This window comes from Ruminococcus sp. SR1/5 (assembly GCF_000209835.1).
Taxonomy (GTDB): domain Bacteria; phylum Bacillota; class Clostridia; order Lachnospirales; family Lachnospiraceae; genus Blautia_A; species Blautia_A fusiformis.
On the sequence record NC_021014.1, the window covers coordinates 922,880 to 944,531 of the forward strand.

The 21,652-nt window shown below is 43.9% G+C and carries 26 protein-coding genes and 1 pseudogene; 2 read left to right on the top strand and 25 right to left on the bottom strand.

Going from position 1 to position 21,652, the window contains the following annotated elements:
* From aroB to CK1_RS04800, 7 genes are read right to left on the bottom strand one after another with little or no spacing between them, the layout of a single operon-like run.
* Entirely contained in the window at positions 1 to 831 is an 831-nt protein-coding gene (aroB, locus tag CK1_RS04780; RefSeq protein ID WP_353611125.1) for a 3-dehydroquinate synthase, read from the bottom strand.
* Positions 816 to 1,091, bottom strand: coding sequence for a 3-dehydroquinate synthetase (locus CK1_RS18020; RefSeq protein ID WP_015525158.1), 276 nt, complete (start codon positions 1,089 to 1,091; stop codon positions 816 to 818). The genes aroB and CK1_RS18020 overlap by 16 nt, the downstream gene beginning before the upstream one ends.
* Before the next feature lie 20 nt (positions 1,092 to 1,111).
* Positions 1,112 to 1,420 (bottom strand): S4 domain-containing protein, encoded by a 309-nt coding sequence (locus CK1_RS18025; RefSeq protein WP_353611126.1) that lies wholly within the window; start codon positions 1,418 to 1,420, stop codon positions 1,112 to 1,114.
* Positions 1,421 to 1,434: 14 nt separating this feature from the next.
* Positions 1,435 to 1,863 (bottom strand): YlmH/Sll1252 family protein, encoded by a 429-nt coding sequence (locus tag CK1_RS18030; RefSeq protein ID WP_015525159.1) that lies wholly within the window; start codon positions 1,861 to 1,863, stop codon positions 1,435 to 1,437.
* Positions 1,864 to 1,867: 4 nt separating this feature from the next.
* Positions 1,868 to 2,521, bottom strand: a complete 654-nt coding sequence (locus tag CK1_RS04790) for a cell division protein SepF (RefSeq protein ID WP_015525160.1) — start codon at positions 2,519 to 2,521, stop codon at positions 1,868 to 1,870.
* 24 nt (positions 2,522 to 2,545) lie between these two features.
* Positions 2,546 to 3,238, bottom strand: coding sequence for a YggS family pyridoxal phosphate-dependent enzyme (locus CK1_RS04795; RefSeq protein WP_015525161.1), 693 nt, complete (start codon positions 3,236 to 3,238; stop codon positions 2,546 to 2,548).
* A 19-nt stretch (positions 3,239 to 3,257) separates the two neighbouring features.
* Complete coding sequence (locus CK1_RS04800) at positions 3,258 to 4,700, bottom strand: biotin/lipoyl attachment domain-containing protein (protein ID WP_114001608.1); 1,443 nt, start codon at positions 4,698 to 4,700, stop codon at positions 3,258 to 3,260.
* 214 nt (positions 4,701 to 4,914) lie between these two features.
* Here CK1_RS04800 and lexA point away from each other — a divergent pair, with 214 nt between their 5' ends.
* Positions 4,915 to 5,535, top strand: coding sequence for a transcriptional repressor LexA (gene lexA / locus CK1_RS04805; RefSeq protein WP_015525162.1), 621 nt, complete (start codon positions 4,915 to 4,917; stop codon positions 5,533 to 5,535).
* Positions 5,536 to 5,714: 179 nt separating this feature from the next.
* Here the strand turns inward: lexA and rsfS are convergent, their stop codons facing one another.
* From rsfS to CK1_RS04895, 18 genes and pseudogenes are all read right to left on the bottom strand, one after another.
* Positions 5,715 to 6,080 (bottom strand): ribosome silencing factor, encoded by a 366-nt coding sequence (rsfS, locus tag CK1_RS04810; RefSeq protein ID WP_015525163.1) that lies wholly within the window; start codon positions 6,078 to 6,080, stop codon positions 5,715 to 5,717.
* A 6-nt stretch (positions 6,081 to 6,086) separates the two neighbouring features.
* Positions 6,087 to 6,701, bottom strand: a complete 615-nt coding sequence (yqeK, locus tag CK1_RS04815) for a bis(5'-nucleosyl)-tetraphosphatase (symmetrical) YqeK (RefSeq protein ID WP_015525164.1) — start codon at positions 6,699 to 6,701, stop codon at positions 6,087 to 6,089.
* Positions 6,688 to 7,332, bottom strand: a complete 645-nt coding sequence (nadD, locus tag CK1_RS04820) for a nicotinate-nucleotide adenylyltransferase (RefSeq protein ID WP_306289070.1) — start codon at positions 7,330 to 7,332, stop codon at positions 6,688 to 6,690. The genes yqeK and nadD overlap by 14 nt, the downstream gene beginning before the upstream one ends.
* The gene (gene yhbY, locus CK1_RS04825) at positions 7,329 to 7,634 is read right to left on the bottom strand and encodes a ribosome assembly RNA-binding protein YhbY (protein WP_015525166.1); all 306 of its coding nucleotides are present in this window, start codon (positions 7,632 to 7,634) and stop codon (positions 7,329 to 7,331) included. The genes nadD and yhbY overlap by 4 nt, the downstream gene beginning before the upstream one ends.
* A gap of 11 nt (positions 7,635 to 7,645) precedes the next feature.
* Entirely contained in the window at positions 7,646 to 8,938 is a 1,293-nt protein-coding gene (obgE, locus tag CK1_RS04830) for a GTPase ObgE (protein ID WP_015525167.1), read from the bottom strand.
* A gap of 63 nt (positions 8,939 to 9,001) precedes the next feature.
* Positions 9,002 to 9,289: a 50S ribosomal protein L27 gene (gene rpmA, locus CK1_RS04835; RefSeq protein WP_015525168.1), complete on the bottom strand. Its 288-nt coding sequence runs from the start codon at positions 9,287 to 9,289 to the stop codon at positions 9,002 to 9,004.
* Positions 9,290 to 9,294: 5 nt separating this feature from the next.
* On the bottom strand, positions 9,295 to 9,615 hold the full coding sequence (locus CK1_RS04840) for a ribosomal-processing cysteine protease Prp (RefSeq protein ID WP_015525169.1): 321 nt from the start codon (positions 9,613 to 9,615) through the stop codon (positions 9,295 to 9,297).
* 12 nt (positions 9,616 to 9,627) lie between these two features.
* Entirely contained in the window at positions 9,628 to 9,933 is a 306-nt protein-coding gene (gene rplU / locus CK1_RS04845) for a 50S ribosomal protein L21 (protein WP_015525170.1), read from the bottom strand.
* Positions 9,934 to 9,953: 20 nt separating this feature from the next.
* Positions 9,954 to 11,288 (bottom strand): ribonuclease E/G, encoded by a 1,335-nt coding sequence (locus CK1_RS04850; protein WP_353611127.1) that lies wholly within the window; start codon positions 11,286 to 11,288, stop codon positions 9,954 to 9,956.
* Positions 11,281 to 11,997: a TIGR03936 family radical SAM-associated protein gene (locus tag CK1_RS04855; protein ID WP_334292737.1), complete on the bottom strand. Its 717-nt coding sequence runs from the start codon at positions 11,995 to 11,997 to the stop codon at positions 11,281 to 11,283. The genes CK1_RS04850 and CK1_RS04855 overlap by 8 nt, the downstream gene beginning before the upstream one ends.
* Positions 11,972 to 13,360 carry a TIGR03960 family B12-binding radical SAM protein gene (locus tag CK1_RS04860; RefSeq protein WP_306288773.1) on the bottom strand — a complete coding sequence of 463 codons (1,389 nt, stop codon included), beginning with the start codon at positions 13,358 to 13,360 and terminating at the stop codon, positions 11,972 to 11,974. The genes CK1_RS04855 and CK1_RS04860 overlap by 26 nt, the downstream gene beginning before the upstream one ends.
* Positions 13,309 to 13,842, bottom strand: a pseudogene (locus tag CK1_RS18035) (B12-binding domain-containing radical SAM protein); the annotation flags it as partial. The gene CK1_RS04860 and the pseudogene CK1_RS18035, both read right to left, overlap by 52 nt.
* A gap of 559 nt (positions 13,843 to 14,401) precedes the next feature.
* Positions 14,402 to 14,668 carry a hypothetical protein gene (locus CK1_RS04870; protein ID WP_306288774.1) on the bottom strand — a complete coding sequence of 89 codons (267 nt, stop codon included), beginning with the start codon at positions 14,666 to 14,668 and terminating at the stop codon, positions 14,402 to 14,404.
* Between the two features lie 109 nt (positions 14,669 to 14,777).
* On the bottom strand, positions 14,778 to 15,161 hold the full coding sequence (locus tag CK1_RS04875; protein WP_015525173.1) for an NUDIX hydrolase: 384 nt from the start codon (positions 15,159 to 15,161) through the stop codon (positions 14,778 to 14,780).
* 99 nt (positions 15,162 to 15,260) lie between these two features.
* Positions 15,261 to 16,187: an AEC family transporter gene (locus CK1_RS04880; RefSeq protein WP_015525174.1), complete on the bottom strand. Its 927-nt coding sequence runs from the start codon at positions 16,185 to 16,187 to the stop codon at positions 15,261 to 15,263.
* A gap of 39 nt (positions 16,188 to 16,226) precedes the next feature.
* Positions 16,227 to 17,675, bottom strand: a complete 1,449-nt coding sequence (locus tag CK1_RS04885) for a P-loop NTPase family protein (protein WP_015525175.1) — start codon at positions 17,673 to 17,675, stop codon at positions 16,227 to 16,229.
* Between the two features lie 21 nt (positions 17,676 to 17,696).
* Positions 17,697 to 18,398, bottom strand: coding sequence for a DNA alkylation repair protein (locus CK1_RS04890; protein ID WP_015525176.1), 702 nt, complete (start codon positions 18,396 to 18,398; stop codon positions 17,697 to 17,699).
* Entirely contained in the window at positions 18,395 to 19,720 is a 1,326-nt protein-coding gene (locus CK1_RS04895) for a Na+/H+ antiporter NhaC family protein (RefSeq protein ID WP_015525177.1), read from the bottom strand. The genes CK1_RS04890 and CK1_RS04895 overlap by 4 nt, the downstream gene beginning before the upstream one ends.
* A 305-nt stretch (positions 19,721 to 20,025) precedes the next feature.
* On the opposite strand from CK1_RS04895, the gene CK1_RS04900 reads away from it, so the two are divergent.
* Positions 20,026 to 21,609 carry a glucose-6-phosphate isomerase gene (locus CK1_RS04900; RefSeq protein WP_015525179.1) on the top strand — a complete coding sequence of 528 codons (1,584 nt, stop codon included), beginning with the start codon at positions 20,026 to 20,028 and terminating at the stop codon, positions 21,607 to 21,609.
* Positions 21,610 to 21,652: the final 43 nt, after the last annotated feature.

Genomic DNA, 21,652 nt, shown 5'->3' on the forward strand with positions numbered 1-21,652 from the left:
TCATAGAGTTATCTCCTGAATACAGGAAAGCATTTCTTCATCGGTAACTGTTTTGTCGATAAAGCTTTTTCCGATACCATCCATCAGAATAAACCTGATATGTCCCTGTTCCATTTTTTTGTCTTTCTTTGTTGCGGAAAGAACTTCTTCCGGGATAAGACCATCTACATGCACCGGAAGATCGTAATCCGAACATCCCTGGCAGATTTCCTGATATTCTTCTTTGGTCAGAAGTCCTCGTTGCATGGAAAGATATGCCGCAGCTACCAGTCCGACTCCCACACACTGTCCGTGGAGCAGGGTAAAATTCTTAAGTTTTTCTACTGCATGCCCCACAGTATGTCCCAGGTTAAGAAGCGCACGCTCTCCCTGTTCCTTAGGATCACGCTCCACAACGCCTGCTTTGATCTCACAGCATCTGCGTACCATTCTGGCAATCTGTTCCATATCCAGCTTTTTGATTCCTTTCTGCTCACAGCATACATAACGGAAAAAATCTCCATCACAGATCAATCCTGTTTTTAAAATCTCACCCATTCCGCAGGCAAACTGTTCTGCCGGAAGCGAAGAAAGAGTGCTTAGATTCATATATACAAGACGTGGCTGGTGAAAAGCTCCTACCATGTTTTTGTACTGCTGAAAATCTACGCCGGTTTTTCCGCCAACGCTACTGTCTACCTGTGCAAGCAGTGTTGTCGGTACCTGAATGAAGTCAATCCCCCTGAGATAAGTTGCCGCGCCAAATCCGGTAAGGTCGCCTACCACACCACCGCCTAATGCAACAAGCAGACTTTTTCGGTCAAGACCATTTTGGATCAGGGCCTGATACAATGCCGAAACGGTATTAAGGTTTTTGTTTTTTCTCCTGCCTCAAAGGTAAACACAGAAATATCGGAACTTACCTCACTTAAAACCTGTTTTACAGATTCTTCATACAGTGGTCCCACATTAGAATCTGTTACAATGCAGATTTTTCTGTCAACAAGTCCTTCTTCCTTCATAACCTGCGCCAGATTAGAAAAATCTTCTTCAAAACAGATGGGATAATGAAAATCACCTTCTCGTTTTACAAGTAATTTTGATGCTGTCATTGCGTTTTCCTCCTAGCTGTTCAGATATAAAGCAGAATCCGTACCCCAAGACGTCCTTTTTTTGTCTGACGGGATACTCCATCATAAATAAAACGTCCCTTTTTCCGAACGGATATGATGTCTCCCTCTTTGGGCTCATAACCATTGGATGTGATCAGTTTTCCATTTACAAAAACAAGCCCCTCTTCAATACAATGCACAATACTGCTTCTGGAAGTCCCAAAAGCCAGTGCGATCAGAGAATCCAGGCGTACGGACGCACAGGTTCCACTAACTGGTTTCAGTTCCGGCCTCGGAAGATCACCCGGATCTTCTATCTTCGACGCCACAACTGTGGTATGTCTTACACGACACAGATTCTCCAGAAAAAATCTGTCATCTGACGCAGACAGAAAAAGCTCGCAGTATGATCTTCTATAAGAATATCCCCAACAACACTCCTGTCAACCCCAAGATTCAGGATCGCTCCCAAATAATCCCGATGTGTCAGATCTTCTGAAAATTTCACTGCTTTTGGCTCAAGCCGGATACAATCAATGGGATAATCCCATGTAAAAGCAAGAGCATCAGGGTGAAAGGCTACCATCTGACGCTCTGCATTCTCATATCCGCCAAAACCTTCCGCTGTAACACCCAGCTTATGAAAATTCTGACTGTTTAAAATATTCCGTTCATTTAAATTAAGAAAATCCGTAAATGTGGTAATATCTCTCTGATAGGCCAGATTTGCCAGTTCACGGATTCTCTTAACAAAAAGTTCTTCTTTATCCATGAGGTTAATAACCCACTCTAACAGACGGCACAGAACCGCCAAGGATATTCTGAAGATCACCTGTAATATCTACATTATATGGTCCAAGTACAAAAATATAGCTGGATACCTGCTGAAGGCTTCCTCCAAGTGAATAACATGCACCGGAAGTAAAATCGATGATCCTCTGTGCAAGCTCCACATCGATTCCTTCAAGATTCAGGATCACGGTAGAATTATCGACCAGTGTATCCGCAATTTCTCTTGCTTCCTCCATGGTTGTAGGCTTGATCACACAAACTTCCATATTGGCAGCCTGGGAAGAACGCTTGCTTGTACGCATTGGGGTAATCTTGGAAGAAGGTGCCGGTCTGGAAATACGTTCCTGCCTTGCCGGGGCCTTGGCTGCAGCTGTCTTTGCAGATGACTTAGCAACAGGTGCCTTAACCGTTTCATCTTCCGGCTCATCATCCAGAAAATCCTCTTCCTCGTCATTTTTTTTCTTGGAAAATTTCTCAAAAAATTTCTTCTTTGGTTTCTCTTCCATATCATCATCTTCATCGAGGAAATCGTCATCATAATCGTCCTCATCCTCAAGAAGGCTATCATCTAACAATTCGTCATCGTCATAATCGTCGTTCAGTTTGATGGCATCTAAAAACTTGTCTAAAACGCCCATTTTAAATCTCCAATCTTATTAGTCTTATAATGCGTAATTTCTTGCACCAAAAATACCAGTGCCTACACGCACCATCGTAGCGCCCTCCTGCACGGCAACCATGTAATCTCCGGTCATTCCCATACTCAGAACACTCATAGTAACATTATTAATGTTTTTAGCAGCAATGTCAACACTTAATTTCTTAAGTTCACGGAAAATTTCGCGATTTTCCTCTGCATTATCAACATAGGGAGCAATTGTCATGAGCCCCTTTATCCGAATGTGTGAAAAATCTGCGATCTGTTCTATAAGCGGTAAAACTTCTTCCGGTTTCAGACCAAATTTACTTTCTTCCTGCGCTACATTTACTTCTATAAGGATCGGAACAATAACCGCTTTTTTCGCTGCTTCTTTTTCAATCGTCTCGGCCAGGCGAAGCGAATCTACAGAATGGATCATTGCAACTTTATCCACAATATATTTTACTTTATTACGCTGAAGATGTCCGATCATATGCCATTTGACATCTGAAGGCATCTGATCATATTTATCCACGATCTCCTGCACTTTGTTCTCTCCAAAGACACGTGCTCCGGCATCATAAGCCTCCTTCAGCATCTCCACCGGTTTGGTTTTGCTTACTGCGATCAGTGTGACTTCATTCGGATCTCTGTTAATTTTATTGCAGGATTCATTAATATTTTTCTGCACCTGTGCCAAATTTTCCGCTACCATGATATAAATCCTCCTTTAATCAGTAAAGTATATCCTGTTCACTTACTTTATCTGCATTTTTCACAATACGGTCATATCGGACAAGCCCATTATAGGTTTCCTTTGATACAACCGCATATTCCTCATTTTCATCCAGGATCTCGATCCGGCGGAATACCGCATATCCCTGATTGACACAGAAAACTCCCTCCAGAACTTCTGTATCTCCGATGATAAACTTCTCTCCACTATCCGGCTCAACAAGAGCATCGCCTTCTTTAAATTTATTCTTGTCTACGTAATAAATATAGCTTGTTTCCTGTGTTTCTTTGTCTGTGATCTCATCACGGCCATAGATACCGGCACTGACAAAGGTTGTCGTACTGTCGCCTTTTTTATTTCTGCCGGAAAGCATAAATCCGGATTGCTGTGTTTCATCATCCGTCGTAAGATATTTGGAAGGTATTGCATAAAACTCCTTCGTTACGATAGAAGATAACGGGATCTTTAAACCTGTCACATTGTTCGTGACAAGTTCTATTTCCAGAAACCGGTCTGACGCATATCGGATCAGTCCTTTATTAAAATCAATCTTACCGTATTTAGCCCCATCGATCTCCATGATTGAAAAGTCTCCTGTCTGCGTCAGATCATCTTTCAGGAACTTGACGCGGATCGATGTACGCTCCTTCAGATTAGCAGCCTGCTTCTCACTTAAAGGGATCAAAAGACTCCAGCGTTCATCTGTAATGATCGTATAAATATCATCTCCGGCCTTTATCTGTCCATCTGTTTTCAGATCCGTTTCCTGATAGGAATTCTGATCAAAATCAGCAGCTGTGACATTATCAACGGTTTTGGTTTCGTAGCCATCTGTAGAATACAGGATGATCCCGTCTGTCTGCGCACGGCGGATATTTGGATCACTGGAAACTATAGTTGTAACTGTGGCTTCCTCTCCATCTTCAGACGTCGTGCTTGCAGAAGAAGCTCCCGAACTGTCTGAAGCATACTGAAGGATGCTTCCATTGAGCTGATATTTAAAACTATAGGCACTGTTGAATTTGCTGGGATCAAATCCTTTGGAAAAGCTTTGCATATTACTGCGTATATCCGCCAGCTCCTCTCTGCTCAGAGAGGTTACATTGTCTGCAGATCTTGAACTGTTCAGGCTGTAGACAGCACCGTTGGCATTGATCTTGGTACCTTCCCTTGCGTAATATGTAACGTAACCGCCCGCATCTGCCTGCACTACGTTCTCTGTCATGATCGCCAGCCCTGTGTATGTCTCATTCATGGATAACGGACCGGAGGGAACCTGATAAGATTCCATATGAGAAGCTGTAAGATAAAGAATCACACTAAAGATCATATAGATAAAAATTGCTCCGAACATTACAGTTCCAATGTTCAGACCAAAAATTTTACGAAGCTTTGCTAAGAATCCCGGAGTTTTTCCGGAATGTACTTTATTATCCGGCAAATGAATGCCTCCTTTACATCGTTCATCTCTTAAAGTTCGTTTTATTGTAACATTTTATTTAAATGAATACAAGCTTTAAAACGTGCGAACATACTTTCCGAATATCCGTTTGCCATTTTTTCAAAAGTATGTTATACTATTCAAAATATAATTTCGTGATGCTGTCATATTATGGTCGACAGCAGATAAAATCAACCCAGGGAGGTAAGTACACATGACATATGGCAGAATCAGTAAAAAGCAGCAGGAAATACTGGATTATATGAAAAATGAGATCCTTAACAGAGGTTTTCCGCCCTCCGTCCGTGAAATCTGTGAAGCAGTAAACCTGAAATCCACATCTTCCGTTCACTCCCATCTGGAAGCTCTGGAAAAAAACGGATATATCCGCAGAGATGCCACCAAGCCCCGTGCGATCGAGATCATTGATGATAATTTTAATCTGGTCCGCCGCGAGGTTGTCAATGTTCCTCTTGTAGGCACTGTTGCTGCCGGACAGCCGATCCTGGCAGTGGAAAATATCGATGCTTACTTTCCGATCCCGGCTGAATATATGCCCAATGAACAAAGTTTCATGCTGACTGTCAAAGGCGACAGTATGATCAATGCAGGTATTTTTGATGGAGATCAGGTTCTTGTAAAGCAGCAGGCAACAGCAGAAAACGGCGACATGGTAGTTGCTCTGATCGATGATTCTGCAACAGTTAAGACTTTCTACAAAGAAAATGGTTATTATCGACTTCAGCCGGAGAACGACAATATGGAACCGATCATCATCACCGGTAATCTGCAGATCCTCGGCAAAGTATTTGGTGTATTTCGTTTCTTTTCATAAAAATATAAACAACAGATCCCACCCAATGTAATGTGATCTAAAAAGAGAGATATCTTTAAGGTAGCTGTACAGCCCCACAAAGATATCTCTCTTTTCTTTTTCAACAGAAAACTTCTGCTTTTTGATTTCTTCTTATTTAGTTCACATAATATTTTTACAGTAAACTAATACAACAAATTTTACTCATTCTCACCAAGAAATTCTTCCGCATCAAGAATCTTGCCGTCTCTCCAGATCCTCTCAAGATCGTAGAAAAGTCTGTTTTCCTCATCAAAGATATGGATGATCATATCACCGTAATCCATGAGGACCCAGCTGGAGTTTCTGGTTCCCTCGATCTGTTTTGCTTCATATCCGGCACGGCCAAGCATTTCATCTGCATTGTCAACCATTGCCTGTACCTGATTCTGGTTGGAAGCACTTGCGATCACAAAATAATCTGCGATCACGGAAACCTCATGGATATCAATGATCTTGATATCCTTTGCTTTTTTATCATCCAGTGCCTTGCAGGCGATCCGGACCATCTCTTTTTCGATACTCATAGAATTTTAATCCTCCTGTCTGTTGGCTGCATCCTGCATTTTTCTGTCATGGAGTTCTTTATAATAAACATAAGCATCCCTGGTCGTACTGTCGATTTCCTTGGGATTTTCCTCCAGATATTCCAGTGTATCCTTTAAAATCTCATACATACACTCATCCAGATCTTCAAAAGCAATCTTTCGCACCTTCGCAAGATTCGGAGCTTTGTCACGCATTGGTTCAATATAGTCTGAAATATATACGATCTTCTCAAGAAGGCTCATTCCCGGTCTTCCTGTTGTATGATAAGTGATCGCTGTCAGGATCTCTTCGTCTTTAATATCATATTTACTGCTGGCCACATAAGCCCCCAGTTTGGCATGAAGAAGAAACGGATGATCCTTTTCAAAATCTGATACCGGAATATCATGCTGGCTGCACAGCTTCAGTTTCTTTTTATTAGGAATACACTTTGCACTGTCATGAAGAAGTCCTGCAGCCTGTGCATCCTCCAGATCATAATCATAAACCATGGCAAGCGCAGCACAAGTGTACATAACCCCCATTGTATGCTCAAATCTGGCCTCATCCAGATATTTGGAAAGTTTCTTTTTTATCTTGATAAAATCATATTTTCCCATCTGAATCATTTCCTTTATAGATATCGTTTTTCTCAATATAGGAAATCACAGGCTTGGGAACATAATAGCGGAGACTCTGCCCGCTTTCATGCCAGGAACGGAGCAGCTCACTGGAAACATCAATATTCATGGTATCCAGTCGAATAAAATTCCCGTTATACTTCTGTGACAGAAGTTGCATCTGCTGATCAAGTTCCTTCAATGGAGTATGATCTCTGGTTGCCACTACCAGTACTGCTTCCTGACAAATGCGTTCCGGTTCCATCCAGGTATCAAAATTAAAAAGCGAATCTGCACCGATGATAAAATAATACTCTGTGTCCGGATTCGCTTTATTCAGCTGTTCCAGAGTCCGGTAAGTATACGTATAGCCTTCCTCATGCATCTCGATCAGAGACAGCTCAAAGTGAGGATTATCCTCTATGGCAAGACGGACCATTTCCGCACGCTGTTCATCAGTCGCTCTGCCCTTACGGTTCCGTTTATGAGGTGGATTTCCGCAGGGCATGAACAAAACTTTATCAAGCTCAAGCTGTTCATAGGCTTTTTCTCCCAGGATCAAATGCCCCATATGAATGGGATCAAAAGTACCACCCATGATTCCTATTTTTTTGTTGCTTTGCTCATTTATAACCTCCCGAGATTACGGAAGAATGATTTTTTCTTGTCCTTTTTACCTTCTCTGTAGAGAACGATCTTTTTACCGATCACCTGTACTACCTGAGATCTTGTTCTCTCTGCAAGAACCTGTGCCATTTCACGTGGATCCTCCAGACAGTTCTGAAGAACGCTGATCTTGATCAGCTCTCTTGCTGCAAGAGCTTCCTCAACAGCAGCGGTATTTTCAGGAGTAAGACCACCCTTGCCAAGCTGAAGGATCGGATCCATTGTCATGGCAAGGCCTTTTAAATATGCTCTCTGCTTACTTGTCATTGTCATACCTCTTATTTATAATAATCAAAATCAAAGCCATACATACGAACCGTATCGCCTTCCTGGATACCGGCTTTTTCCAGTTCCTCCAGGATACCGCCCTCTTTCAGGAATTTCTGGAAGAAGGCAAATCCCTTCTCAGAATCCAGATTTGTATAGCCAAGCATTTTTTCAATCTTAGGACCTTCCACAAGGAATACTTCCGGATCTTCCTCGCTGCGCTCCACAGTAAACGGAAGATTTTCATTTACAAGAACATCTTCCGGGAAGAATTCCTGTTCAAACACTACCGGTTTCATCGGGCTCTTATCCAGAAGCTCTTTCACATGGAAAAGGAGTTCTCTGACACCCTGCCCGGTAACGGCTGAAATTGGATAAACCGAAATACCCTGTGGCTCAAATTCTGCTTTCAGTTGATCAATAGGGCTTTCTTCGCCATCATCAAAAATACAGTCAATCTTGTTGGCTGCGATCACCTGCGGTCTTGCTGCAATTTCCGGATTGTAGACCTCCAGTTCTTTATTGATCTTGTGGATATCCTCCACTGGATCACGACCTTCTACGGAAGCGGCATCTACAATGTGGATGATAACTCGTGTACGCTCAATATGACGGAGGAATTCATGTCCAAGTCCCACACCTTCTGATGCACCCTCGATCAGTCCCGGAATATCAGCGATAACAAAGCCGCCGTTATCAGTATCTACAACTCCAAGATTAGGGCTCAATGTTGTAAAATGATAGTTGGCGATCTTCGGCTGTGCATTTGTTACACGGGAAAGGAAAGTAGATTTACCAACATTCGGAAATCCTACCAGACCGACATCTGCGATCACTTTAAGCTCAAGGAGAACCTCAAGCTCCTGAGCCGGCTGTCCAGGCTGGGCATATTTCGGTACCTGCATGGTAGCTGTTGCATAGTGCTGATTGCCTTTTCCACCACGACCGCCTTTTAATACGACCTGTCTGCGATTCTCACCGGACATATCCGCGATGACCTTGCCGGATTCCGCATCCATGATCACCGTACCTTCCGGAACCTTCAGGACCACATCCTTACCGTCTGCACCATGGCAGCGTTTTTTACCGCCTTCCTGGCCATCCTCAGCTTTATATTTTCTTCTGTGTCTGTAGTCTCCGAGAGTATTCTGGCCCTCGTCGATCTCAAAAATCACATCACCGCCACGGCCACCATCGCCGCCATCCGGCCCGCCATTGGGTACATACAGCTCACGTCGGAAGCTTACATGTCCGTCGCCGCCTTTACCGGAGCGGATAATGATCCTTGCTCTATCTGCAAACATATTACACCTCTATTCCAAAAAAGGCTCCAAACCGGATCGATTTGAAGCCTTTTACCTATTTCATTACTCTGCGTCTACAGGAACGATAGAAACCTGTTTCTTATCGCGACCTTTTCTTGTGAATCTTACGACTCCGTCTGTAAGTGCAAATAAAGTATAGTCTTTACCGCAGCCTACGTTTTCACCTGGGTGAATCTTGGTTCCGCGCTGTCTGTAAAGAATGTTTCCGGCTTTTACAAACTGTCCGTCTGCTCTTTTCGCACCTAATCTCTTAGACTCGGAATCACGACCGTTCTTTGTAGAACCAACTCCCTTTTTATGTGCGAATAACTGAAGGTTCATCTTCATCATTGTTGTTACACCTCCTTGACTTTTACTGTCAAATATCGATTGTTATAACTACCAGCAATTTCCGTCAGACCGAGAAGTAAGGAATCCATAAGGAGCATCCCCCGTTCAGAAAGATCATTTCTGAAATGAATGGAAACAAATCCATCCTTTTCCTGCACATCAAATTTATCATCTGTGAATTTTTCAAGAGAATTCACCGTGGTAATGATCAGTGCAGATACCGCAGCACAGACAATATCCTGTCCGGCTTCTGCATAACCGGCATGTCCCTTCGAAATAAATTCTTCGTAAGATCCGTTTTTCTTTCTGACTTTAATTGTAATCATGATGACACCAGATTAACCGTTAATCTTTTCGATCTTAACTTTGGTGTACTGCTGTCTATGTCCGTTTTTCTTGTGATATCCAGTTTTGCGTTTGTATTTGTAAACGATGACCTTGCGATTCTTACCGTTTTCAACTACAGAAGCGGTAACACTGGCATCTTTTACATCCTCGCCAACCTTTAATCCGTCATTGCTGACTGCGATCACGTTGTCAAATGTTACGGTTTCACCAGCTTCTACACCGAGCTTTTCAACTTTAATTACGTCACCCTCGGCAACCTTGTACTGTTTACCACCTGTTGCAATAATTGCGTACATCTGTGGCACCTCCTAATTATTTACTCGCCAAATTCGGTGGCTTCTGTTCTGAAACTGAAGCTCTTTAACCTCTTTGTGCGGCATACTCGATTATCATAACAGTGACATACTGTTATGTCAATAGTTTTTTTGATATTTTTATTATTTTTTGTAAGCTCCCGAATGTCCTCGATCACCGGACGTCTTACTTTCTTTCTGGTCATTTCCAGGATATGCAATGGTGTGATATCAATGGCCCTGCTCTTTATCGGATCCTTTCTGAGAAGCTTCTGTAAAACATGAAAGAGTTCATCTCTGTGATCCGGATTTTCCATGTTGATAAAATCGATCAGGATAATACCTGAAAGATTACGCAGCCGCAACTGCCGGCCGATCTCCGCAGCCGCTTCCAGATTGATCTTGCGGAAGGTTTCTTCCATTTTCTTCTTTCCGGTGTATTTTCCACTATTTACATCAATGGATACAAAGGCCTCCGTCTGCTGGATCACCAGAAATCCGCCGCTGTTCAGCCATACTTTTTCTTTCTGGATCGCATCCAGTGCAGTTTCCACACGATACAGCTTATAAAGCGGAAGAAGTTTGTCCTGATAAAAACGAAGCTTTTCTTTAAGCTCCGGGCTGATCTCTTCCAGATATCCCCGGATCATTTCCCCGATTTCCGGCACGTCGGTAATGATCTCATCCAGGTCACGGCCATAAGCATCTCTTACAGCAGCCACATAAAATGGTTCTGTCTCCAGTACAAGACTGAAACAGGTACGGTTCCGTCCCTGAACTACGGCTTTATGGTAGCGGCCCTTCAGCCACTCCAGTTCCTTCAGGATCTCTTCTTTGGAAGCGTCTGCGGCATTGGTCCGGACAATGATACCGAATTCCTTATCCGGACGCTCTGCTTCCTCTTTCAGCCATCCGCTGAGGCGATGGCGATCTTCCAGTGCCAGCTTGGAAGACAGACCAAACTTTTTATCTCCTGTAGTGAGAACAAGATATCTTCCCGTAAAATTCAGATTGGATGTCAGTGCCGGAAGTTTTCCCTTCATGGCATCCCTGCTCACCTGTACCAGGAGCTCATCTCCAGGCCGCAATGGTCCGTTTCCTTTTCTTCCTGCGGAAAAAACAGCTCTCTGTGCCTCTGCAAGAGAATAGTAGCATCTCTTTCCAGGCTCGATCTGCACAAAAGCCGCCTGGATATTGGATGCGATATTTTCGACCTGTCCGGTATATATATTTCCAAGAATGGATTTTTCCTGATCGGATTCCAGTCGGATCTCAACGATCCGTTCCTCCTCCGAAAGGGCCGCTACTGTACAGGGCACACCATGGATATCCATTCTTGTTATGATCAGTTTACTCAATTTCCTCACCTAATGATTCCAGAGTCACAAAACGTGGGCTTGCATTTTCTCCTTTATCGGCATACATTTCCAGACGTTTCACTGTGAAGGCAAATTCCGGAAGTTCTTCTCCAATCCAGTGGAAAAAGGTGTTTGTTACCATCTCCGGCTTCGTATAATTAGAGCTTGCAGATGCCAGCATATAAAAGAACCCATTCTCTCTTACTTCCATTTTATAGATATTCGGACGAAGATCGATTTCCTTTTCGCTGCGCTTGGTCTGCTTGGTCACTTTGATCTCCGGCTGTGCCAGAAATTCTTTCACACGGCTTTTCCAGTCAATAGAAGGCTCTTTGCCCGGACGGAATTCCACAAGATAATCTGCTGCTGCCACCAGTGCCATCGCTTTACCCGCTTTTCCATCCTCTACCTTGCGGACGCTAACGATATGCATCCCCTCTGCCATCTGTTCCTCCAGACGGGCTGCGATCTCTGCAGTAGGCATATCTTCTGCCATTTCCAGGTCAAAATAATCTCCGAGACTCTCCATCCCCACTCCAAGCGGAACCGCAAAAGACATGATCATATGCGGGCTGTATCCACCGGAAAACGCTACCGGGAGCTCTGCACGACGAAGCGCTTTCTGGAAATAACGCATGGTATCCAGATGTCCCACAAACTTCATAGGACCCTCTTTGCTGAATTTAATTCTTACCTTCAAGGCAGACACCTCCTTTAAATTTCATAGCTCCACATGCGGAACATTTCTGACGGCAGTTTTCCGTCACAACACCCTCTTTTGCACGCTGCCATTCACGCTCCAGGAATCTGCGGCTGACACCGGTATCAATGAAATCCCATGGAAGGATCTCATCCAGGCTTCTTTCACGAAGTGTGTAGAATGTCATATCCACTCCGCATTCAGCCATAGCTTCCTTCCAGATATCATAATCAAAATTTTCTGTCCAGGCATCGTAAAGGGCACCTTTTTCATAAGCCTTCAGGATCACATCCGCGCATCGTCTGTCCCCGCGTGCGAGAAATCCTTCCAGAGCTGTTACATCCGGTTCATGCCAGTTATAACGGATACTTCTCTGATTCAGCTGGGCGCGGACTTCATTTTTAACCACCTTGGCTTTTTCCACAAAATCCTGCTCTGTATACATTGGTGCCCACTGAAATGGGGTAAACGGCTTCGGCACAAAGAAAGATGTGCTGACGTTGATCTGTACCTTGCCTTTACGCTGTTCTTTCGGAACCACCTCATAATAGGTCTCTGCGATCTTCTGTGCCAGATGAGCAATCCCCTTCATATCGTCTTCTGTTTCTGTGGGAAGACCGAGCATAAAGTAAAGCTTCACCTGATTCCAGCCACCCTTGAATGCTTCGCCCGCACCATGGAGGATCACTTCCTCTGTCAGACCTTTGTTGATAACGTCACGAAGTCGCTGAGAACCGGCCTCCGGAGCAAAAGTCAGGCTGCTTTTCTTTACATCCTGCACTTTACTCATAACATCCAGTGCAAAAGCATCAATTCGAAGAGACGGCAGGGAAATGTTGATTGCTTTTCCGTGGAATTCCTCGATCAGGAAATTCACCAGTTCTTTCAACTGGGAATAGTCACTGGAACTTAAGGAACTAAGGGAAATCTCTTCGTGTCCTGTATTTTTCAGCATGATACGCGCCGATTCCTTCAAAGTCTCCACATCACGTTCACGGGTCGGACGATAGATCATACCTGCCTGGCAGAAACGACAGCCTCGAATGCATCCTCTCTGGATCTCAAGAGTTACACGATCCTGTGTTGCCTTAATGTGAGGAACGACCGGTGCCTCCACAGCACGATATTCCTTTTCCATATCAATGATCAGCTGTTTCTGGACCTTCTCAGGAACACCATCCGCCGTCGGTGCAAAGGATGCGATCGTACCATCTTCTTTATAGGTAACTTCATAGAGAGACGGAACATAAATTCCAGGAATCTTAGCTGCTGCCAGAAGGAAATCCTTCCTGCTGCCGCCAGCCTTTTTATTGGCCTTGTATGCATCAAAAAGTGCATCATAAACCGTTTCCCCTTCTCCGATATAAAACATATCAAAAAAGGTGCCAGCGGCTCCGGATTATACGCACAGGCACCGCCACCGATCACAATAGGGAAATCCTCACCACGGTCTGCGCTTTTCAGCGGAATACCACTGAGATCCAGTACCTGGAGGATATTGGTGTAGCACATCTCGTACCCGATCGTAATTCCGAGAAAATCAAAATCCCGGATGGGCTCCTGGGATTCCAGTGCAAACAACGGAATCTTCTTCTCCCTCATCACCTTATCCAGATCCGGCCATGGAGAAAAGAGACGCTCACACCATACATCCTCACGCTGGTTGAACATGTTATAGAGGATCATCATGCCCAGGTTTGACATGCCGATCTCGTAGACATCCGGGAAGCACATTGCAAAACGGATATCTACCGCATTTTTATCTTTCATTACGGAGTTGACTTCACCGCCAATATAGCGGGCAGCTTTATCAACTTTGAGCAAAATTTCATCACTTAATGCTAATTTTCTCATTCTATCCCTTTCTAAAATTAGTAATATTTCACAAAGAATTTAAAGATATAAAATTCAGTGAAACATCAAAAATGTTTATATTTGTAAGCCAATTCTTGTGTAAAAAGTTGCTATAAAATGATGCCCAAAACCCCGTTTGGTCAAAAATGGACATTTTTTCAACTTGCCAACAACGGTTATCATTACCCTCAAACAGTTAATATCCTGCGGATTTTCGCGAACTTATCGTAAAGAAAAATGGCATTTTGTATATTAAAATACAATGCAATGCCAAATATCACTAATAGCACAAAATTGACATACCTTCTCCCTATTATAATCATCTATGGTTAGGATTTCAAGAAAATTGTGTTCTTAACTGTATATGGCGATTGCATCCTTGTGCAGGGAGAATAATCCGGATCCGGACTCCAGTAAGGTTTCCTGGCATTTCATCAGTATTTAAAAAGAAATTCCACCATCTGCGTATTTGCACATTTACTTTCCTCCATTTCAGGAAAAGTTGTACTAAAAGCATGCGGAAGTTTTTTGTCCACCTCATAATCTTCAAGATGACAGATCACACCGGCTTTTTTATCGCTTTTGCATACTGTCTGCTGTAATTTCGAAGAGTATCTCCGTAAGCTGTGACCAGAAATGACGGTGGCAGGTTTCGGATAATTTCTTTGTTTTCCGGATTTATATATGGATAAAACGAACTCTTTTTCCAGTGTTTCCCGTAAATATAGGAGGGAAGAACCTTCATAATTTTTCGGGGACGGTAAATATCCATGAAATGACAGGGCTTTCCATCTCCCATATAGTCAATGTCACAAATGAGTTCCACATCTTCCGGAAACGGATATTCCGCTTCATGTTTTTTCAGAAAATTATCAAGAAGTTTTTCTTGCGGTTTGCTGTGCAATCATTTTATTAAACATGGAAACAATCTACTATTAATACAAATAAATTTTCTTCTCTACAAGTCTGTCACCTTCATACCGCAATTTTACAGAAAAAAAGCGTTTTTCTCCTGAAAGGAGCAGATCAAGAAATACCTGATCCCCCTCCCATGCCGGAAGATTCGGCACCATGGCTTTGTCAACCCAGCAAAGTTCTCCCTCATCACATTCAATCAGTTCTCCTGCATATTCATCGGCCGTGAACACACACATAAGTTCTGATTCGCATTCACTGTTTATAAATGTCACCAGGCCACGGAACTTATAGGAGGTAAGTGTCAGCCCTGTTTCCTCTTTCACCTCACGAACAAGGCATTCTTCCGGAGTTTCCTGACTTTCCACATGCCCGCCAACGCCGATCCATTTGCCCTCATTCATATCATCCTGTTTTTTACTCTGTGAAGCATCAGGAATTTATCATCGTTTTCTATATAACATAATGTCGTTGTCGTCATTTGATCCCTTCTTTCAGTTCCATCATCCTGCCACTGCCAGTGTGATATAAACCAGGATTGAGACCACACAATACAGAGAATTTGTTGTGGGTGCATAGGCACTGCTCTCTTTCTTTCTCAGAAAAGTCTGCATACTGAATGTAGCAGGCGAGGACATATATGTAATAACCGCCAGGTTCAGAAGCCTGGAACTTCCTACCAAATATTTTACTGCCATGAGAACTCCCGCAATCATCACTGCCTGCAAAAGGACTCTCAACAATATGGTTTTGAGGCAGGGGCTGATAAGTTCCGGCGCAAATTCCATACTGTACCCAACTACAATAAGAATAATCGGCGTAATGGCCGCTGTCAGAATATTCTCCACACTGAGATAACAATTGCCAAAAGGACTGTCCAGAAGCCGGGTGATCATTCGTGTCAGTCCCACAATAATTCCAAGAACCGTTCCTATAAAAGCAGGGGTTCGCAATGCACTGTAAAACAGGCTTTTTGCATTGATCTTTTCCCCGTTTTCCGTCTGTCCCAGCATTCCCATATACACACTGAATCCAAAAAGAAGTCCCGCAATATCCAGCACTGCAATCTGTGAAAGATTTTCGCTGCCACAAAGACTTGTATACAACGGGTAAGCCATCATTCCACCTTCATAGATACAGATCAGAAACGGAAGATATTTCTTATATGGCTCGTCCATAAATCTTTTCATCCAGAATCCTGCCCCAAATGAAATCAAGAGCATCACAAACATGATCAGAACCAGAATTCCGATCTTTCCACTGTACTCTGCTGTTGCCAGTGCATGAAAAATTGCCACAGGAAGCATAATATTTGTTACCAGTGTTTTCATGTTATTGACACCACTCTGATCTAAAAGTTTCCATTTTCTGCACAGGATTCCAAGAATGATCATCGCCAGTACAGGCAAAACAATCTCCAAAACTTCCATCCCTCTGTCTTCCTCTCCATTGTCTTTAATCTTTTGTTTTTATCTGTTTCTGTGCATCTGCAAAATCTCCATCATCACTTCATATACCGCCATATTCTCTCTCACCACCAGAGCCAGGCTCTCTTTCGCCTGATTCAAAAGATGAAAAAGTTTTCGTACACTGGAATATTTTTCCGCAGAGCACCTGGATCTTAAATATCCTTTTTCGTCGTAATAATACTGTTCATCCAGCAATACAACGATCTTCTCCGCATCTCTCACTGCCTGGATACCAAGCTGTCCAGAACCCTCTGGCATCCGCTGCTGATATCCCTGTCCCGCAAAATCATTCAGAAAATTTTCCACCTCGCGGTCATTATTGGCATACACCACTGCAATATGCGGATACCATCTGGGGCTTCTTTTTTCCGGCAGGTGCATCATGTTCTGGATAAAAGAGGAAAGTTCCGCATTGGTACGGATCCGGTTTGTCAGATGGAATTTCTGGATCTCCGGCAGATTTCCCAGGCTTTCCACAATGCTACGATCCATCTCTTCCGGTGAGATCACATCCTCGGAATCACTGGAAAAGATCACCGGCCTGTGCTCACTCCATGTAAGCAGAACCGATAATTTTTCCAGGGACAGAAGATGTGCTTCATCTACCAGAATGCTGCTGTAACAGCCAAGATCCGTCGTTCCGTCCAGCTGAGTATCTGCCAGAAAATCTATCCGCCGCAGACGTTCATGAAGAATCTTCCATTCTTTTCCCGCCTCTCCACAGTGAATGATACAGACTCTCTGGCGCACGGACAACTTCATCGCAATATCATAAAGCAACAATGTTTTTCCGGTTCCTGGAAGTCCGCTGAACCAGAAATATCCTCCTCTTTCTCCACGTATTCTCTTCAGAATCTGCCGTTCAATATCTCTCTGCTGGGAAGTAAGGAAATACTCTTTTTTGAGAAAACGCTCCGGTTCTGTCAGCGGAGAGATCAGATAAAGCTCTGCCTGAAACAGATCCTCGATATCTCCCTCATAGTCCGGGCTTTCTTTCCCCAATGCAATACATAGCTGTTTCCAGTCCCCCTCCACAATGTGATCATGATTGGTCAGTCTCACCAGATGATCTTCACTGCTGATATAGGTATACGACAGGATCGGTTTTCCAAAAACAGACAGATAATACCGGTTCTGGATCAGCTGTCTCCGGATAGCCTCGTCCGACACAATGCCGCTTTTCAGTTCAATATTCACGATCTGGTCATCTTTGATCTGAAGAAGATCGAACTCCTTTCCAAGCTTCGGGATCTGAAACGAATAGAAAAAGCGCAGCTTATACACTTCCTCCATATGCAGTTCCAGTTGCTTCACCAGTGCTTTCATACTTTCCAGTTCCCACTCTTTGATCCTGAGAAAAAAATCTCTGCTGGAAAGCTGGCGTTCCAGCTTCTGGACACATTCCATATTCTGATTTCTTGTAAGTGCATAGATCGATATTGCCTTCATATTTTAACCCTTACCTGCTGTTTATTTCTTTATCCGCAGTGTCCTGAGATGATCCTTCTGCTCCTGTGTGATCCGGTAGCTTTCAATGGATTTCTGGATCGTCTTGTTATGAGTCCAGATATCCATTCTCTGCTCTTCCAGGAATGGAAGGATCTTCTCATACTGTTTTGCCAGTGCTGTAGCAAAATACCAGGCTCGCATCATATTTACATAATATTCTTCCGAGCGGATCGCTGCCACTTTCTCCGGATATTCCGGTTTAAATCCTTCGTCCAGATAATGGCGCATCAGCATACTGATCCCGAACCGGATAGTATAGGGCTGATCCGATTCCATCCAGCGATAAACCTCCCGGATAAATATATCACGGTGTTTTTTCATCATATGGAGCGTCAGCAGATCACAGGTCGCCCAGTTATCAATATGCGGAAGAAAACACTCCAGTTCTCCCAGACATTTATCATAATCTCTGATCTGCTCGATCAGCAGGCCATGGAGATTATTTTCCTCATAATACTGATGAGGAAGAACCTTCAGGAACATTTCGGATCTTTCAGTTTTTCCAAATTCTTTTGCAAATTTCCGGAGTATCGGTGTCCGGATACCGATGATCTTTTCTTTCTCCACAGTCGGAACCAGCCTTGCATGAAAATCCCGATATCCTGTATCCTGCATTTCAAACAGTCTTTTCCGGACATCCCGGATCATCTCTTCCTGATTCATTTATCATCCCCGCCTTTTATACCAAAGATCGCGATCAGAGAACTCACAAGCAGAAGCATGGGGTAAAACAGTTTCGGCATGATCTGAAAAGCAGAAAGCTCAAATCCCAGTTCCTTTGCCGCAGAAATGGCAACCAGCATCTGGGCTCCATATGGGATCACCCCCTGGAAAATACAGGAAAATGTATCCAGGATAGAAGCTGTCTTTCTGGAAGTGATCTTATATTCCAGCGCCATTTCCTTTGCAATGGGGTTGGCCATAACAATGGCCACCGTATTATTGGCTGTTGCGATATCCATAGTTCCAACCAGAAGTCCCATACCAAGAAGTCCGCCTTTTTTCCCTTTAAAAACTCTCTGTATTCCGGAAAGCAGCGCTTCAAAGCCTCCATGCTCCCGGATCAGCGCACACATGGCTGCTACAAGGATAGCCACCATACAGGTCTCGAACATTCCGGAAACACCGGAGCCAATATTTGTCAGAAGCTCCACTGGCGTGATATGTCCTCCAAGAAGCATAATAAATGCTCCGGAGACAATTCCGATCAGAAGTACCACAAATACATTGATGCCGATAATCCCGCCAATCAGCACCAGAACATACGGAAGGATCTGCACAAGATGATAATCCTGTACCACTCTTCCCTGAATCTCTGTCTGAAAAGACAGGATAAGGATCAGGAGCAGTGTAACAACAGCTGCCGGAAATGCAATCCAGAAGTTTTCCCGGAATTTATCCTTCATCTGACAGCCCTGACCGTTGCAGGCTGCGATCGTGGTATCAGAAATAAAAGAAAGGTTGTCACCAAACATGGCTCCTCCCATCACCGATGCCACACAAAATGCCATATCAAAACCGGAAGCTTTGGAAACCGCTACCGCAATAGGGGTAAGAAGCGTGATCGTCCCAACGGAAGTTCCCATAGCCACAGATACGAAGCAGGCAACTACAAACAATACCGCAACAGAAAAACGTGCCGGTATCAGAGAAAGCATACAGTAGGCCACACTTTCTGCACTGCTGCGCCCCACAACACCCACAAAAGAGCCTGCGGTCAGAAAGATCAGAAGCATGGTGATGATATTTTTATCTCCTACTCCTTTTGCCATAAGCTCCAGCTTTCTGTCAAAGCTGATCGTTCTGTTCTGAACACATGCCACCAGGATCGCAGACAGAAAAGCCACAACGATCGGTACATTATAAAATCCCATAGGGATCTTCATCACATACTCAAACAAAATCCCCAGTCCCAGATACAGGACCAGAAAAACACCGATAGGCAGCAGTGCGATCACATTTCCTTTTTTCTTCATTTCCTCCATAAAACAATTCCCTTCATCACTTATTATTTTCCCGGCTTTTTTCTCCGGGTGATCTGTTTTCTATCATATCATATTTCCCCATTCCTGTCCTGCTGCTGACGGAAACTTCTTCATATTTCCGTCACGATCCTGTTATCTCTGATATTTTTTACCTTATTTAACAAGATTTTCACCAATTAAATCGTTCCTTCCGTTGAAATCCAGAGCTTTTTTCAGTATAATTGGCTGTAGACAATTGTGAAAAAGATATCCGAAGGATTTATGTTGATATCTCTGATCACAGTCATTAAAGGAGGAATATGATTATGGCAACATGGAAAAATCTGGACACTCTTGCTTCTTACAGCAAACTTAACAGTCTGAAAGATCACGTGAACATTGCAGAAGCAATGTCCGGCGAGCAGGGTGCAGAACGTGTAAAGAAGTACAGCGTACCGATGGCAGCAGGTCTGGCTTACAATTACGCAGCTAAGGAAGTGGACGAGACCGTTCTTGACGCACTTTCCAAACTGGCTGATGAGGCAGAACTGATCGAAAAATTCCAGGAATTATATAACGGCGCAGTGATCAACACAGGCGAGAAACGTATGGTCCTTCATCATCTTGCACGTACACAGCTTGGCGAGCCTGTTGTTGTTGACGGTGTGGACAAGCGAGAATTCTATGTAGCTCAGCAGAAGAAAGCTGCAGATTTTGCAAACAAAGTACATGCAGGCGAGATCACAAATGAAGCCGGTGAGAAATTCACTACGGTTGTACAGATCGGTATCGGCGGAAGTGACCTGGGACCGCGTGCATTATATATCGCACTTGAGAACTGGGCAAAGGCAAACAACACCTTCAAGATGGAAGCAAAATTCATCAGCAACGTTGACCCGGATGATGCAGCTGCTGTTCTTGCATCTGTAGATCTTGCTCACTCTCTTTTCATCGTTGTATCCAAATCCGGTACAACACTTGAAACTCTGACAAATGAGGCATTCGTAAAAGACGCCCTTACAAAAGCGGGCCTGAACCCATCCAGACATATGCTTGCTGTAACCAGTGAGACCTCTCCTCTTGCAAAGAGTGATGAGTACCTTACCGCTATTTTCATGGACGACTATATCGGCGGACGTTACTCTTCCGTTTCCGGCGTAGGCGGAGCGATCCTTTCCCTTGCATTCGGACCGGAAGTATTCGCAGACATCCTTGACGGAGCTGCCGAGGAGGATAAGCTTGCAACAAATAAGAACATTCTTGAGAACCCGGATATGCTGGATGCCCTGATCGGCGTTTATGAGAGAAATGTACAGGGTTATCCTTCTACTGCAGTTTTACCATACTCACAGGCATTAAGCCGCTTCCCTGCTCATCTTCAGCAGTGTGATATGGAGTCTAACGGTAAATCTGTAAACCGCTTTGGTGAGCCGGTGGATTATGTGACCGGACCGGTGATCTTTGGTGAGCCAGGAACCAACGGACAGCACTCCTTCTACCAGCTTCTGCATCAGGGAACCAATATTGTTCCGCTTCAGTTCATCGGCTTTAAGAAGAGCCAGCTTGGTGTTGATGTTGATATCGAGAACAGCACAAGCCAGCAGAAGCTCTGTGCAAACGTTGCAGCACAGATCGTTGCTTTTGCATGTGGAAAAGAAGATGAGAACCTGAACAAAAACTTCAAGGGCGGACGTCCTTCCAGTATTATTGTTGGTGAGGAACTTACACCGCAGTCTCTGGGTGCGCTTCTTGCACACTTTGAGAACAAGATCATGTTCCAGGGCTTTGTATGGAACCTGAACAGCTTTGACCAGGAGGGTGTACAGCTTGGTAAGGTTCTTGCAAAACGTGTTCTCGCTCATGATACAGACGGAGCACTGAAAGTTTACAGTGATCTTCTTGATATCTGATAAACAGATAGGTACCGTCCCGGAAAATGTTTTTTCGGGACGG